Source organism: Jeotgalibaca sp. A127 (genome assembly GCF_052266745.1).
GTDB lineage: Bacteria > Bacillota > Bacilli > Lactobacillales > Aerococcaceae > Jeotgalibaca.
The window spans coordinates 1-14764 of sequence record NZ_JBQPRC010000013.1; the positions used below are offsets into that span (position 1 = coordinate 1).

Consider the following 14764-nt stretch of genomic DNA (forward strand, 5'->3'; position numbering starts at 1 on the left):
CCCAAAACATGATGAAGAACCGGAAACTTTCCCGCTCCATCGCGGACGCCAGCTGGGCGATAATCAAGTCCATGCTGGCATACAAGTGCGCGTGGTATGGAAAGAACCTGGTCCTGGTTAACGCGTCTTACACGAGCCAGGATTGTTCTGCCTGCGGGCGTCCGGACGGAAAGAAGCCGCTCCACATCCGCGAATGGACCTGTCCGGGATGCCACGCGCATCACGACCGGGATATCAATGCTGCAAGGAATATCCTTGCCAAAGCGTCCGCCGGACGGTAAACGGCACGAGCCGGGGACTGGCTCTGGTCAAGAGACGTACCCGCTGCCCGTTGGAAACCCATCGGGTAAGGCAGCGTTGTTCCCAGAAGCTCGGGCATTCATGCCCGAGTAGTTCACGTTTATGTTTGGTAGCGACAAAAAGGCTCCAGTTTTGATTAAAAGATTGCGCGTGGTTATAATGGCATTGAGAAAGCGGTTGCTCGTCTGGTAAGTGAGAAGGGTGAGTATGGTGAATGATAAAAAGATAATTTTTCATATTCAGCTGTGGTTTCTATTGTTGGTTCTATTGGGGGCTTGTGGCCCAACTCAAAACGAAGCCGAATCTTCTGAAGTGGTTATTTCTGAAGAAATGACTGCCATTCCGATGAATGAAGAAGTAACGGTCGCGAAGATGATGGTATTGGTTTCATCTGCTTATTCTACCAATATATTCATCAATAGGGAGTTTGGAATGGCAGGTCAACCACTGGAAGAAGTCATTGATGGTACTTATCTTTTCATGAATGTGAAAGTGACCAATTATTCTGATTCAGAGCTTGAATTATCACAGAGATTTGGGGTCTTAGGGGTCCCTGAGGATGGTTATATTTGGCCAAAGTTCGCTGACATGACGGAGCAGGTAAATAAAAATGATGTAACTTATCATCTGGATGAAGAATTTTATGATAAAGATATGACACTGGGAGCAGGGAAAACAAAAGAAGTGCAGCTGTTTATTGCCTTATCAACGCGCGCGTATCCCGTCTCTCTAGTTCTATTTGACCCCGAGAGTGGGGAACCGATAGAAATGATAGAAATCATCTCTACAGAAGAATGGTATGTCATAAGTAACATGGAAGCCCAAGAATTGATTGAAGAACGTTTCCCTAGCAGTCGTATTGTGGCGAAGGAAATAATGGGTTATCAGTTCGAGGACGAAGCGGAAGGTGGTTTCTATTATCCTTTCGAAGTCACCACTGACGGAAATGTGTCCTATTACTTCGTCAAACGCGATACGAGCGAAATCTATTCTGCAACGTTTGATGAAAGATATGCTGATTATCCAGCTGTTCCGGGAGAAATTGTTAAGTGACAGATTAAGAGGATAGTCTCTAAGGAGGGAGTGGAAGAGATGGGCGAAAATCCGAAAGAAGTTGAAACATTACACCTTATTCTCTTGGCTTTGGTATTCGTCGCTTATGTTGTATCTGCCATTAACCCTTTAGATCGTTTCGCCTGGATTGGACAGACAATTGGTGCTGTATTACTCATCGTATTTATGGTTATTCTTTATCCTCGGTTCCGCTTTTCGAATTTCGCCTATATAATGGTTGTTCTGTATGTATTGTTATTGTTTTATGGTGCGCACTATACCTACTCCCTCAATCCCTTGTTTAATCAATTGAAAGAACAGTTTGGATGGCAACGAAATTATTTCGACCGCGTTGGTCATTTTTCTCAAGGGTTCGTACCCGCTTTTTTATTTAAAGAATTGTACTTAAAAGGTGGCTACGTGAAACGAGGAAAGATGGCAACCTTCATCGTCATCATTTCATGTTTAGGCTTGAGTGCCGCTTACGAATTGGGAGAATTTGCATTGGTTAAAATTTTAAATGTACCGGTTGATGCTGTCATGGGAACGCAGGGGGATATTTTCGACAGTCATTGGGATATGGTTTGGGCTTTGATTGGAGCGAGTTTGGCAACGATTGTATTGGGGAACTTCCATAATAAAAAAATGAAAATGTGATTGAAAGAGGGATGAATAAATGAAAGAGCCTGCCAAGAAACTTCAGCTCCGTTCCAATTTAGGATGGTTTTGTTCGATGCCACTTCCAGGCGAAGAAGTTGAACAGCAATTAATTCGTGAATCTATTGGGATTCCTAGTCGGTTTGTTTTTGGTGGCGGAACGCCTTCAGACCAGATTGAACGTGTATATCTGGAATTCGATGATGAGACTGTGATGATTGATCGCAAAGGTGGCAGCTTGGAGTATGCCAAGCGGAAGAATTCACAGAAGTTTTTTTATCATCTGTATCAAGATTCAAATGAGGTAAGTAAATTGCTAGATGCTTTGGGACTGTCGAATGTGCCTAAGGATAGTGCAGAAAATTCCTGTAAGTTGACGATCGACTATTATGCTGAAAACCAGCGTATGATTAAAGGACATCTCGAAGGTGAGAACTGGTTTTCTTTTTTGGAAAAAATAAAAGACTTCATTGTCTCCCAGGAAGGCAACCAAGTGTTGTTTAAGTGAATTCAGCTCATTCTGTGATGGTTAAAAGCGATAAGGAGTGTTTCAAATGGCAGAAAAAATAAAAGTAGCAACGATGGTCGATGCACCTATGAAAACTGTTTGGGAAACATGGAATGATCCCAAGCATATCGTAAAGTGGAATCAAGCATCCGAAGATTGGCATACCACCGAAGCTAAAAACGATTTGCGTAACGGAGGGAAATTCCTTTCCAGAATGGAAGCAAAAGATGGTAGCGTAGGCTTTGATTTTGAAGGGATTTACGATGAAATAATTGAACATAAAAAAATCAGTTATACGATGCCGGATAAGCGACAAGTTGAGATTCGTTTTAGTGAAGCAGACGGTAAGGTAAAAATCGAAGAATGGTTTGACGCTGAAGACGAGAACCCCGTGGAAATGCAAAAAGCCGGGTGGCAAGCAATCATGGATAGTTACACCCATTATACTGAAAGCATATAAAAAAGCGCAGCGCAGCGCTTTTTTATAGTTGCGTATTAGAGCTTGTGTTCTTTTTTCCAATCTACCTCAAAGTAATCATTACCTTGTTGGATGAAGATAGGATAATTGGTCCGGTAAATACTTCCCTCTGAATCCTGTTCCAAGTACATGACAAAATTCTTGGGATAAAGTGAAATTAACTTAGAAAAGACATGATCTTGATCAATAATGATTGTTTGAATTTCTTGATCACTTTCAAACCAGTCTGTTTTCAGATGGAAGTAAGCACCAGGAGCAATTTTCGTTTCATAACAGCAAATAGTCAATACCGATTGAGTCATAATAAACCATCCTCTCCAATTATTTATCATTTTCCGCACAACTCCCTAAAAAATCAAAAAAGTTGTGGACTGTTTCTGCTTACGCTCACTCTGAATCATGTTGGCTTCCCCAACCGAATTTTAATTGGTAGGGATTCAAGTTAATTATATCACATGAATGTCATGAGGATACATATCTATCTCATCATTACGCGGAATGTAAAGAAGGAGCTACAAATGATGGAAACCAAAAGACGATTGCTTGTATTGGCGGTAATGGAGCTTGTTTTGATGACACTCGCCGTACTGTATGACTTTCTCATGCCAACTATTGTTGTTTCGGCGATTGGGGCTCTCTTCATCTTCCTAAGAAAAGAAAAATTCGCGAATATGGGCTTCAAAAGGCAGCAGGACTTTCCCAAAATGTTGCTTGGTATTTTTGGGATGGCATTCGGTTGGTCATTCGTGAATTTCGGATTCTTTCTTCCCGTATTGAACAAGGTTTGGAGGGTGTCATAACTACATTTATCGATGCACTGTTCTTCAGTTACATCCGGTATAAGTATGATAATCTGTGGGTAGCTGTTTTGGCACATGGATTTTTGAATTCAAACGGCATCATTACTTTCTTTTTCACCGGACCGCTCTACGGACTATGGTGAATTAATTAGAGAAATGCTGGATTTACTCAGTGTGGAATGGCTACTTTTCTGTACATAAAGGCTTGACTAAAGGTAAAAAAATGTATAATAAACCCAAAGACAGATGGAGGTAATTTATGAACTGGAGTAAAATGAAACAACAATTGGAGGGTTTCCTCTATCCGGCCTTAGCGGGCAGAGTGGCATATATCGCCACCAGCTACCGCTATACACCGGAAAAAGCTGGTCAGTGCTACCTCACTGTTGATAAGAAGAAAGTGTTCAACATGAAAGATGCAACAACCGGGATTCGTTGGTTCCAATCAGAGCAAGAGATAAAAGGCGATTCTAACCTAAACATTCCTGTCAGTCAGGATGATATTGAAAAGGTCAGAAAAGATATGGGTGAAAAAGTACCCGAGGAACGTCTGGTCGTGATTGCCAAAGACCGTAAATTGCAGAGTTATGCAAAAGAAATGATTGCAGCCCAGACAGCTTTAAGCAAAGCTGATTTCAATACGGTTGCGAATACTTTCTTGACGCGGTCCATTGAAGAGAGTCTTGCGAGCCAGGATATTCTGTTAAATGTTTTGGCTTTGGTTGACAGGCGTGTCGGAAAAAAACGAATTTTGGACATGGAGAATAAGATGAAACTGAAACATCCTATCGTACAGTACTTTTATAAGCTTCGCCGCAATGCGCTTTAGAAAATATTTGTTTAAGAGAGTCATCCTAGCAGTTCCGATAGGGTGGCTCTTTTTCGAGTGGAGTAAGTGTCTGTATGGTATAATAAACATGTGAAAGTAAGCGGTTGCAACAGTGTGCAGATTAGGATAAAGTGTTGAATGAAAATAAATAGGAAAAGAGAAGATCACATGGAAAAAGTATTGTTTATAATAGCGCCAGATGACTTTCAGGATGAAGAGTTGTTCTGGACACAACAGGAACTGAAGGATTGCGGTTATGAGACATGGATAGCCAGCCACAAAGCGGACACCTGCAGAGGTGTGAATGGCGGCATCGCTCAGTCGGATATGGTGTTGGAGGATGTCGATACCAATGATTTCGAAGCCGTCATTTTTGTTGGCGGAAAAGGCAGCCGCGTATTTTTCTCTGACCCTCATGCCTATAAAATCGCCCAAGCCATGCATGGACTGGGAAAAACAATTGCGGCTATTTCCATTGCTCCGGTTATTTTAGCTAATGCGGGTATCTTGAAGAAAAGATATGCGACCGTTTCAGAGAGCGAAAGTAAGACGCTTGAAAGCAAGGGAGTCCATTATTCGAATGAAGGAGTTGTCGTGGATGGGAACATCGTTACAGCGGCTGGTCTTAGAAATGCGAAAGAATTTGGGCAAAAAGTATGTGAACGATTGAGTAAACGTGACTAGCAACGGGCCTTGCTAGATAAAGGCCTAAGGGGGCGAGAAAATGCTGACAAAAAGAATGAAGATTTGTGTTGCAACAGGTGCTATTTTGGGGATTATCTGTATCATCGGTGCCCAACTGCGTTCAGGGTTTGGCAGGGATGCTGGCTATTTGTTTGCCTTCTGGTATAACCGGTTGCTCATGAGCATCGTCATCGGATTGCCTATAGGGAAATTGGGTTTGCCCAAAGCCCTGGGTAGGGGTGCCTTTTTGGGAACCATGATTTCTTTCGCCTTTTACGGTACTACTGGATTCGATGATTTGGTCGGTTTCCTGGCTGGAATCGGCTACGGTATTATTATTGAGTACGTTGCGGAAAAATATGTTGCGTAGCTAGAAAGTAGGGATTACGAATGCGAAATAAAATAGGTAATAACAGTGTGGCATCTAAACCTAAACATCTACTCATTTTTTGGATGCTGCTACTGGTAGTTTTATTTTTGTCCGGTTGCGGCACCTCCAATTCCAGTGATGCGGAAAAATCCAGTATCGAAGAATTGGTAAAGGTGGAAGTGACCGAATACGAAGGCAAAGACCTATCTTCGATTGCTGATTTCAGGGAAAATTCTATCAAAGGACCTCAATATATTGATATAAGTACCTATAGACTGAAAATAGACGGATTGGTTGAGAAAACAACCGAATGGACCTATGAGGAAGTATTAGACAATAAGCCCTACAAGAAATTGGTGACGTTGAACTGCGTCGAAGGATGGAGCGTCGACATCCTCTGGGAAGGCGTCTTACTCCAGGATTTATTTGCTACGGTCGACGTCAAGGATAGCGCCAATACTGTCATCTTTCATTCCGAAGACGGCTACACCACTTCTTTACCCCTGCAAGCCATTCTGGACAGGGAGATGTTGCTTGCTTACAAAATGAATGATGTCGTTCTGCCTCCGGAAAGGGGATTTCCTTTCCAATTGGTTGCAGAGGATAAGTTGGGATATAAGTGGGCCAAATGGATTACGCGCATCGAACTATCGGATGATGTGAACTACAAGGGATATTGGGAACAACGTGGATTCGATAATGACGCAACAATCAATTGACAAAATGACAAACGTATAATTTTAAAAGGGGGAATTATGAAAATCCACAAATGGCGAAAGAAGAAAATGCTGATGGTGATATTAATGATCATGGGATTCGTTGCTGCTGGAGTGGGTGGATATATCATTTATAGTTCCTATAAAATCAATGAATTATCAAAGATGACTTTTGAGGAAATGCTTGATTTTACAGTCAAAAATAATAAAGACGCGATCATTACAGTAGGGATTATCCAGAACGGCAAAACGACCTATAAGGTGTACGGTGAAAATGGCATGGAATTACCCCAAGAGGAACATATTTATGAAATTGGGTCTGTTACCAAAACATTTACAACCTCCCTGCTTTTCAAATCGATAAGTGAAGGCAAGGTTAGTCTCGACGACTCCATAGATGAATACTTGGATCTCCCAGAGAAGTCCTATTACCCAACAATTAAAAGGCTAGTAACGCATACATCCGGCTATAAAGCATCCTATTTTGAAATGCCCATGGTAGCTAATTTTCTGCAAGGGAAAAATGATTTTAATGGGATTTCCGGGACCATGCTGATAAACAGACTCAGTAAAATCAATTTGAACGATTCGGATTATTCATACCGATATTCCAATTTTGGGATGGCAACTTTGGGAGCCGTGCTTGAACAGATACACGAAGAGGATTATACAGCATTAATGAATGCGTTTATCAGAGAAGATTTAAGACTTTCAAATACAAAAGTTTCAGAAAGCTCGGGTGATCTGGATAACTACTGGGAATGGTCAGAATCAGATGCCTACATTCCTGCCGGTGGAATCCTGTCGACTATCACGGATATGCTGGCGTATGTCCAGACCCAGTTGAGCAATCGTTTAACTTATTTGTCTTTGGCGCATGAACCGTTGACTGATATAAATGCTTCAAGTGAAATGTATCAAAAAATGGGAATACATATGGACGCAATAGGAGCGGGCTGGATGATTGATAATGGAAATAACATTATTTGGCATAATGGCGGAACGGGAAATTATAACAGCTATGTCGGATTTGATAAAGATAATCAAATAGGTGTAGTCATATTGTCAAATTTGCCACCAAACTATAGAATCCCGACAACTGTAATGGGTATTGAACTCCTGACCTCATTGCAAAACTGACTATCTCTGTAGCTTAAGGTTGTATATTTAGAACCTTAGAAGGAGACGAACAACATGACATATATAATCGAAATGGTGGAAACACAGGAACAACCGACATTGGTGCTGAAAAAAAATACTTCCGCTCAGGAATTGCCCAAAATATTGGGCGATTCCTTCATGGCTGTCCTGAATCATGTCTGGGAATTGGGTGAACAGCCAACTGGGCCAGCGTTCGTAGGTTATTTTAATTTGGACATGGCACACTTGCAGTTGGAAATTGGTTTCCCGGTTTCTAAAAATCTTCCGGGAAAGGGTGAAGTCCTTGCTGGGACGATTCCGTCTGGAAAACAAGTGACGTGTCTATATAAAGGCCCCTACATGCAGATGACATCTGCCTATCAAGAAATAGAGGACTGGATAGAGAAACATGGCTATACAACACTTGGTCCTGTGTACGAATTTTATTTAAATTCCCCGGAAGAAGTGCCGGAAGAGGAATTGCTGACAAAAATCGTTTTTTTGGTGATATAATTTATTCATTTGTTGGCTTACATTTGGATCTTGTTAAATATAGGCATGATGGCGCGTTATGACACAACGGGGTAACATTTAGGGAGTGGACAAATGGACAAAGAAATTATTGGTGGGGCTGATGGGGCAACAGAAATGTTTGTATCATCACCTGTTAATTGGTTTTTGATTGCGGGAATCGTAACGGTAGCTGTGGGTCTTATTTTATGGGTAGTCGGAAGGAATAAAAAATGAAGCGGGTTTATCTTGATCGAACCGCTCACTCAGGGGCGGTTGGAGTAATAGTACCGGATGCCCAAATTATTCCCGTAGGTACCACGATATATTACATGCCAATCGCACTGAAGAGTGAAGAATATGATAATTTTGCGGACAAATATGGTATCCATTTTATCTTCGCGGATGATATTCCGGAAATAGATTTCTATACGGTGCCACATATAGATATTTTTGCCACAGATGGAAAAGGTGGTTTCTTGGGAACAGTGGGAAATACGTCGGATTTAGAAAGTGATTCGCCTATCTGTTTTATTTCCAAAGAAAAGATTTGTTATTTGCTGTTTGAGAACGGTAGTGAATTTTTGGAAAAAGTTGAGAATTGGCAAAAGCAAATGAAATTATATGAGGGTATTAAATTTTATAACAACAGGACAGACGCTGAAGAAGAACTGGAGTTTATAAACTAAAAAGTATGGCAGAAAGGGTTCATCCCATCTGCCATACTTTTTTAGTTTAGATTTTCTTCACGAGTTCTGACTTCAAGTACATGCGGCCAAAGCCGTCAATTGTACACTCGATGTCATGACCATCAACAGGGTCTTCTAAAATACGGAGATTTGTTCCTCTAGTACCTTGTTTTAACTTGTTGGCACCTTTCAACTTTATCTCGCGCACAACAGAAACATTGTCACCATCAACTAATTCAGTACCATTTGCATCACGGACAATTTGTGCTTCTAAAGCAGCAGCTTGTTCTGCTTCCGTCCATTCATGACCACACATCGGACAAATCATCAATGTTCCGTCTGTATAGGTCAAATCACTGCCACACTCAGGGCAATTTGGCAAACCACTCATTCTTATTACCTCCCGTAACCTAATCCCAAAAGGGTCTAACTCCATTGTACCTCTTTCTAAAGTTTTCACAATCCCATATTTGGCACCTTGTAGAATGAAAGTTATAATAGATGGAAAAGGGGTTGAAGTAATGGACGGGAAAAATAGAAGTAATATTAAAGTAGGCACAAAAGTACGTGTTGTACAAAAACAAGATCAACGAACTGGCAAGCTAACGGAAGGGACTGTTGCACGTTTGTTGACAAAATCGCCTAATCATCCACACGGCATCAAGGTTATGCTGGAAGACGGGATAGTTGGAAGAGTGAAAGAGATTATTTAGCGTTACAAAAAATTATAAATGAAATTAAAGGAGTCTTTAAAAAAGGATGATAAATGACCTGATTATTCGAAAAGTAACACCAGAAGATTTGGCTATTGTTACAAAAGTAGAAAAGGAGTGTTTCCCTGAAGCGGAAGCTGCAACAAAAGAATCTTTTGCAGAACGGATAGCAACTTTTTCAGACAGCTTCTTTTTAGCGGAAATAGAGGGTGAAGTCATCGGTTTCATCAACGGAAATGTAACCGATGAAACAGTTATTGCCGATGAAATGTTTGAAGATGTCACATACCATAATCCTGAAGGGGCCTACCAGGCAATTTTTGGATTGGACGTTATTCCTAAACACCAAAAGCAAGGAATCGCGGCCCGGTTAATGAACCATCTAATTGAAACGGCACGTGAACAGGGAAGAAAAGGTGTCATCCTGACTTGTAAAGAGCGTTTGATTCCTTATTATTCGCGCTTTGGTTTCAAGAATATGGGACGCTCCGCTTCAACACATGGTGGCAGTGTTTGGTACGATATGCTATTGGAATACAAGGATTAAAAAAGCCTCCAACGGTTAGATTAAAACTAACTGTTGGAGGCCTAACTTTTCTTTCACTATAGACGCCGTCTCCGCCAATTTTTCTGGAAGATTGCTATCATTGCCACGGTTGATATTATCACTAAATCAATGTCGCGTCTATTGATAAGGGTTGCGGCAAGCGAATGAATGGTTCCACAAAAGACAAGCGCAAGAAATGAAAACAATGCGACACAATATTAAATACCGACATTGAAATGAAAGTATATGGGTGGTAAAATTAATGTCAGCAATTGCGTTGTGTTTTTTATTTACGTTTATATGTGATTTAAATCACAACTATTTTGCTGAACAATTTAATTACTGCTATGGGAACCGAAAAGTTCTTGATAGTCACATATATAGGAATGGATTGTGAGGTGCAAAGTGGGACAAGAAAGTAAAATCATCCGTTTGATGGGGACGGTGATTGAAGTAACGTTGGAACATGATGCTCCAGAGATTATTATTGCGAATGTTGAGCAAAAGCTAAAAATGTATGAGCATCGCTTTAGTGCAAATAATCCAGCTTCAGAGTTGGGGCAAGTAAACCAAGCAGCAGGGCTTCACCCTGTAAAAGTGCATCCAGATTTGTTCAAACTCGCACAAATAGGAAAGGAGCATAGTTGTGCTTCCGCCAGTAATTTGAACGTTGCCATAGGGCCTCTGGTACAAACGTGGCGCATTGGTTTCGCGGATGCAAAAGTTCCATCAGCAAAAGAAATACAGGAACTCTTGGCCATCACCGATCCAGAAAACATTGTTCTGGACGAAGAGGTGCAGACGATTTATCTATCAAAACCAGGGATGAAATTGGATCTCGGGGCTTTGGCGAAAGGGTACATCGCGGACCGAATCATAGAGTATTTGAAAGAAGAAGGCGTCACTTCGGCACTCATCAATCTCGGTGGCAACCTGGTAGTTTCGGGAAATGCTCCGCACCGCGAAGATGGTTATTGGCGCATTGGTATTCAGAATCCTGCCAAAACACGGGGGGATTCCCAAGTTGTTCTCAAGGTTTTAAATCAATCGGTGGTAACCTCGGGTATTTATGAACGTCACCTGGAAAAAGACAGTCGATCCTACCATCATATTTTGAATCCTGATACGGGATATCCCCTCGAAACGGAAATAGCCAGTCTAACCATCGTTTCCGATTTATCCATTGACGGTGAAATTTGGACGACACGATTATTTGGGAAACATGTTTCCGAAATAATGCAACAAATAGAATCATTACCCGGAATTGAAGGTTTGATTATCACTCAGACAGGCCAACTACTCCCATCCAGTGGTTTGAAAGAGATGTTAGCTTAAGGCGCAAGCGTCAGAAAGGATTGTATAAAGATGAAAAAATTAATCGGATTAGTAGGTACAAATTCAGATAAATCTACAAACCGTCAGTTATTACAATATATGAGCCGTCATTTCCAACATTTGGCAGAAATTGAATTGGTGGAAATAAAGGAATTTCCAATGTTCAATAAACCGGATAGCCAAGAACTGCCTACAATCGTCAAAGAAGTTGCTGCAAAAATCGAAGCTTCGGATGGGGTTATTATTAGCACACCGGAATATGACCATACCATTACAGCAGCACTTTCAAATGCCTTAGCTTGGTTGTCTTATGGTATTTATCCGTTTGTCGATAAAGCGGTCATGATTACCGGAGCATCATATGGGAAATTGGGATCTTCCCGTGCGCAACAACATTTGCGTCAAATCCTTGATTCTCCTGAGTTAAAAGCCCGTATTATGCCAAGTTCTGAGTTTTTGTTGGGCTATTCTTTACAAGCATTTGATGAAAATGGCGATTTGGTGGATGCAGAAAAAGCAGAACAATTAGAACGTATCTTTGATGATTTCTTGTTCTTTATATCCATTACCAGTCAATTGATGGAAGCGCACGCTGCAAATAAAAAAGAAGCTGAAAACTTCTCTTGGGATAAGAAATAGATAAGGAGAAACATCACTATGAAATTAATCGGTATTGTAGGATCAAACGCGGAATTTTCATATAACCGCCTTCTATTGGAATTCATTGCTAAAAAGTTTGGAAATTTATTTGAGTTGGAAGTTATGGAAATCAAGGATGTTCCACTTTTCAATCAAAGTGATGATCAAACAAACAACCCGGTCATTCAAAAATTCAATCAAAAAATTATGGCTGCAGATGGGGTTATCATCGCAACACCCGAACACAATCGGACAACGACTCCAGCTTTGAATAGCGTCATTGAGTGGTTGTCGTTTAAGATTCATCCAATGGACAAAAAACCCGTTTTAATCGTGGGAGCATCTTGGTATGACCAAGGTACTTCAAGAGCACAATTACACTTGCGCCAAATTTTGGAAGCACCTGGGGTTGGAGCATTTGTATTCCCGGGGAACGAGTTCCTCTTGGGAGAAGCAAAAGAAGCATTTGACGAAAATAACAATATCAAAGATGAAGGTACAGTTAAATTCTTGGGCACAACGCTTGAAAAATTTATTCGTTACGTAAATTTGATTAATGAGTTGGAAAAACCAGCTAAACCTGTAGCAAAACCAGAGGATCTATATGCAACAGGTAAAATTGATACAACCATCGAAGGCGTGGATATGTACGCGGAAGACTGGGTCGAACAAGCCGCAGCGAAAGTGAATGCGGTAGAAGGCAACACTTACGTGAAATTAGACCGTGGTATTTTGACCGTGGATCAACTGAATCACTTTTTGAATTCCATGCCAATGGAACTAACATTCGCGGACAGCAACAACCAATTCCTGTACTACAATCATACAAAACCAGCTGAAGAAATGCTGGCTTCTCGTACACCGGGGCAAGCAGGTAATCCTTTGGCAAAATGCCATCCAGAAAGTAAACATGGAAGCGTGCAATGGGTTATCCAACAATTACGTTCAGGTGCAACCGATGTAATACGCGTTAACGTACCAACACACGGACCGGACAAATATGTTGTCCATAACTATCAAGCAATCCGTGACTATGAAGGTAATTACGTTGGAATCAACGAGTATATTCACGACTTAAAACCAACGATTGACTGGTACTTAAAAACAACTGGTCAGGAACTTGTAGGTGGGAAAGCAGATGGTGTTTCAGGTGCATCCGCACATGACAACACAGCTGACAGCGTATCGGGTGCCACTGCACACGATGCCCACGCAGAAACAGCTGATAGCATCTCAGGTGCCTCTCAAACAAACCCGGTTGAAAAAATCGATAGCGTCTCAGGCGCTTCCGAGAAATATTAACACCCTTTTTGTGAAGAAGCCTATTTCTGTAGGCTTCTTCTTTTTTGGGTTAAAATAGGCTGTAAGGAGGGATACTATGAACGATGTTTATCAAGAATTTAAAGCAGCTATCATGAAAGACCCAGCCAATGCATCCTTTACCGAACAAAACATCGAACCATTATTTTCCGCACCCAAAAATGCCAAAATAGCCATTATCGGCCAAGCTCCAGGAATCAAGGCACAAACAACCGGTAAATTTTGGAACGACCAGAGCGGTGTCCGTTTACGTGAGTGGATGGGCGTAACGGATGAACAGTTTTACGAAACGGATCTCTTTGCGATATTGCCCATGGATTTCTATTATCCTGGCAAAGGAAAATCCGGCGACTTACCACCGCGTAAAGAATTCGGATCCAAGTGGCTTCCCAGGATTTTTGCAGAACTTCCTCATATTGAACTCGTTATCCTAGTTGGTAGCTATGCCCAGAAGTTTTACTTGAAAGAAACAAAATACCGAACATTAACGGAAACAGTCGCGCATTACCGCGAATATTTACCGGAATATTTTCCAATCGTGCATCCATCTCCGCTCAATGGTCGTTGGCTGAAGAATAATCCGTGGTTCGTTGAAGAAGTCGTGCCGGACTTAAAACAAACCGTAAAGAGCATAATCGATTAATAGAAAGCATATTAATTTCAATATCTTACAATTTTTTAAAAATTAGACTTGCATTAAAAAATATCTCGGGTATAATTTGGATAATTTAATCCTTTAACTTGCGTCCAGAGAGACGAAGAAGGCGAAACCGTTACGGAATCATGTTATCTATGAGGCCCCTTCTTTTTGCGCGCAAAGAGAAGGGGTCTTTTTCAGGAGGGAAAACATGGGAAAAGTAATCATGAACGAAACAGAAATGATGCGCGCTTTAACACGCTTGTCCTACGAAATCATAGAGAGAAACAAAGGCGTCCAGAATATCCTTTTGATGGGTATCGAAACACGGGGTATTCATTTGGCGCGTCGCCTTGCTGATAAAATCGCCCAAATTGAGGGAACCGTAGCAGTAGAAAGCCTGGATATCAAGCCTTACCGGGATGACTGGGAAGGTGAGTCCCCAAAGCCAGCTGTTTCCAAAGACCTTACTGGAAAAAAAGTAATTTTAGTAGATGATGTTTTATTTACCGGACGCTCCATTCGTGCCGCACTTGATGCTTGTATCGATCGCGGTCGTCCCACCGAAATTTCCTTAGCTGTGCTAGTAGATCGTGGGCATAGGGAATTACCGATTCGTCCAGACTACATCGGCAAAAATATTCCAACCTCCCGCAAAGAGCATGTGAGTGTTCACGTTGTGGAAGTGGAAGGATACGATTCAGTCGAAATTGAATAAGATAATTTTGTGATTTCACTTTAAGTGGTTCAGAGAGACCAGAAGCGAGAACACCTTCTTAAGGTGCGCTTGGTCTCTGGACCAGGCGCATTTTTATATAGATGTTCCAGGCAATAAACGT

General features: G+C 41.3%; 24 protein-coding genes. 22 read left to right on the forward strand and 2 right to left on the reverse strand.

Annotated elements, in window-relative coordinates; translation table 11 throughout:
- The 5 genes from ACTVAI_RS10350 to ACTVAI_RS10370 form a co-directional block, all read left to right on the forward strand.
- Positions 1 to 281 (forward strand): RNA-guided endonuclease InsQ/TnpB family protein (locus ACTVAI_RS10350; RefSeq protein ID WP_443486609.1); only part of this gene is annotated, 281 nt, incomplete at its 5' end.
- A gap of 226 nt (positions 282 to 507) precedes the next feature.
- A complete protein-coding gene (locus ACTVAI_RS10355; protein WP_443486610.1) occupies positions 508 to 1353 on the forward strand; it encodes a hypothetical protein in 846 nt (281 codons plus the stop codon).
- A gap of 39 nt (positions 1354 to 1392) precedes the next feature.
- Positions 1393 to 2010, forward strand: a complete 618-nt coding sequence (locus tag ACTVAI_RS10360) for a DUF2238 domain-containing protein (RefSeq protein WP_443486611.1) — start codon at positions 1393 to 1395, stop codon at positions 2008 to 2010.
- A 19-nt stretch (positions 2011 to 2029) separates the two neighbouring features.
- Positions 2030 to 2518 carry a hypothetical protein gene (locus ACTVAI_RS10365; RefSeq protein WP_443486612.1) on the forward strand — a complete coding sequence of 163 codons (489 nt, stop codon included), beginning with the start codon at positions 2030 to 2032 and terminating at the stop codon, positions 2516 to 2518.
- A 46-nt stretch (positions 2519 to 2564) separates the two neighbouring features.
- On the forward strand, positions 2565 to 2978 hold the full coding sequence (locus tag ACTVAI_RS10370; protein ID WP_443486613.1) for an SRPBCC family protein: 414 nt from the start codon (positions 2565 to 2567) through the stop codon (positions 2976 to 2978).
- A gap of 35 nt (positions 2979 to 3013) precedes the next feature.
- Here ACTVAI_RS10370 and ACTVAI_RS10375 read toward each other — a convergent pair whose 3' ends face one another.
- Entirely contained in the window at positions 3014 to 3298 is a 285-nt protein-coding gene (locus ACTVAI_RS10375; RefSeq protein WP_443486614.1) for a hypothetical protein, read from the reverse strand.
- A gap of 216 nt (positions 3299 to 3514) precedes the next feature.
- On the opposite strand from ACTVAI_RS10375, the gene ACTVAI_RS10380 reads away from it, so the two are divergent.
- The 10 genes from ACTVAI_RS10380 to ACTVAI_RS10425 all read left to right on the forward strand — a co-directional run bounded on the left by ACTVAI_RS10380 (position 3515) and on the right by ACTVAI_RS10425 (position 8734).
- Positions 3515 to 3796, forward strand: a complete 282-nt coding sequence (locus ACTVAI_RS10380; RefSeq protein WP_443486634.1) for a hypothetical protein — start codon at positions 3515 to 3517, stop codon at positions 3794 to 3796.
- On the forward strand, positions 3781 to 3939 hold the full coding sequence (locus ACTVAI_RS10385) for a CPBP family glutamic-type intramembrane protease (protein ID WP_443486633.1): 159 nt from the start codon (positions 3781 to 3783) through the stop codon (positions 3937 to 3939). Before ACTVAI_RS10380 ends, ACTVAI_RS10385 begins: the two co-directional genes overlap by 16 nt.
- Positions 3940 to 4055: 116 nt before the next feature.
- Positions 4056 to 4625 (forward strand): SF0329 family protein, encoded by a 570-nt coding sequence (locus ACTVAI_RS10390; protein ID WP_443486615.1) that lies wholly within the window; start codon positions 4056 to 4058, stop codon positions 4623 to 4625.
- A gap of 168 nt (positions 4626 to 4793) precedes the next feature.
- Positions 4794 to 5309 (forward strand): DJ-1/PfpI family protein, encoded by a 516-nt coding sequence (locus ACTVAI_RS10395; protein WP_443486616.1) that lies wholly within the window; start codon positions 4794 to 4796, stop codon positions 5307 to 5309.
- A 40-nt stretch (positions 5310 to 5349) separates the two neighbouring features.
- Positions 5350 to 5679 carry a hypothetical protein gene (locus ACTVAI_RS10400; RefSeq protein WP_443486617.1) on the forward strand — a complete coding sequence of 110 codons (330 nt, stop codon included), beginning with the start codon at positions 5350 to 5352 and terminating at the stop codon, positions 5677 to 5679.
- Between the two features lie 20 nt (positions 5680 to 5699).
- Complete coding sequence (locus tag ACTVAI_RS10405; RefSeq protein ID WP_443486618.1) at positions 5700 to 6398, forward strand: molybdopterin-dependent oxidoreductase; 699 nt, start codon at positions 5700 to 5702, stop codon at positions 6396 to 6398.
- A 36-nt stretch (positions 6399 to 6434) separates the two neighbouring features.
- The gene (locus tag ACTVAI_RS10410) at positions 6435 to 7535 is read left to right on the forward strand and encodes a serine hydrolase domain-containing protein (protein WP_443486619.1); all 1101 of its coding nucleotides are present in this window, start codon (positions 6435 to 6437) and stop codon (positions 7533 to 7535) included.
- A gap of 54 nt (positions 7536 to 7589) precedes the next feature.
- On the forward strand, positions 7590 to 8048 hold the full coding sequence (locus ACTVAI_RS10415; RefSeq protein ID WP_443486620.1) for a GyrI-like domain-containing protein: 459 nt from the start codon (positions 7590 to 7592) through the stop codon (positions 8046 to 8048).
- A 93-nt stretch (positions 8049 to 8141) separates the two neighbouring features.
- On the forward strand, positions 8142 to 8282 hold the full coding sequence (locus tag ACTVAI_RS10420; protein WP_443474409.1) for an LPXTG cell wall anchor domain-containing protein: 141 nt from the start codon (positions 8142 to 8144) through the stop codon (positions 8280 to 8282).
- Positions 8279 to 8734: a hypothetical protein gene (locus tag ACTVAI_RS10425; RefSeq protein WP_443486621.1), complete on the forward strand. Its 456-nt coding sequence runs from the start codon at positions 8279 to 8281 to the stop codon at positions 8732 to 8734. Before ACTVAI_RS10420 ends, ACTVAI_RS10425 begins: the two co-directional genes overlap by 4 nt.
- Before the next feature lie 46 nt (positions 8735 to 8780).
- On the opposite strand, the gene ACTVAI_RS10430 is transcribed toward ACTVAI_RS10425, so the two are convergent.
- Entirely contained in the window at positions 8781 to 9125 is a 345-nt protein-coding gene (locus tag ACTVAI_RS10430) for a zinc ribbon domain-containing protein YjdM (RefSeq protein ID WP_443474407.1), read from the reverse strand.
- 130 nt (positions 9126 to 9255) lie between these two features.
- Between ACTVAI_RS10430 and ACTVAI_RS10435 the strand changes: the two genes are divergently transcribed.
- The 7 genes from ACTVAI_RS10435 (at position 9256) to pyrR (ending at position 14643) form a co-directional block, all read left to right on the forward strand.
- Positions 9256 to 9447: a YwbE family protein gene (locus ACTVAI_RS10435; RefSeq protein WP_443486622.1), complete on the forward strand. Its 192-nt coding sequence runs from the start codon at positions 9256 to 9258 to the stop codon at positions 9445 to 9447.
- Positions 9448 to 9493: 46 nt separating this feature from the next.
- Positions 9494 to 9994, forward strand: coding sequence for a GNAT family N-acetyltransferase (locus ACTVAI_RS10440; protein ID WP_443486623.1), 501 nt, complete (start codon positions 9494 to 9496; stop codon positions 9992 to 9994).
- Positions 9995 to 10429: 435 nt separating this feature from the next.
- Positions 10430 to 11329: an FAD:protein FMN transferase gene (locus ACTVAI_RS10445; RefSeq protein ID WP_443474424.1), complete on the forward strand. Its 900-nt coding sequence runs from the start codon at positions 10430 to 10432 to the stop codon at positions 11327 to 11329.
- A 30-nt stretch (positions 11330 to 11359) separates the two neighbouring features.
- The gene (locus tag ACTVAI_RS10450) at positions 11360 to 11968 is read left to right on the forward strand and encodes an NADPH-dependent FMN reductase (protein ID WP_443474404.1); all 609 of its coding nucleotides are present in this window, start codon (positions 11360 to 11362) and stop codon (positions 11966 to 11968) included.
- 18 nt (positions 11969 to 11986) lie between these two features.
- Entirely contained in the window at positions 11987 to 13270 is a 1284-nt protein-coding gene (locus ACTVAI_RS10455; protein WP_443486624.1) for an NAD(P)H-dependent oxidoreductase, read from the forward strand.
- Between the two features lie 76 nt (positions 13271 to 13346).
- Positions 13347 to 13931 (forward strand): uracil-DNA glycosylase family protein, encoded by a 585-nt coding sequence (locus tag ACTVAI_RS10460; RefSeq protein WP_443474402.1) that lies wholly within the window; start codon positions 13347 to 13349, stop codon positions 13929 to 13931.
- 205 nt (positions 13932 to 14136) lie between these two features.
- A complete protein-coding gene (pyrR, locus tag ACTVAI_RS10465; protein WP_443486625.1) occupies positions 14137 to 14643 on the forward strand; it encodes a bifunctional pyr operon transcriptional regulator/uracil phosphoribosyltransferase PyrR in 507 nt (168 codons plus the stop codon).
- Positions 14644 to 14764 lie beyond the last annotated feature (121 nt).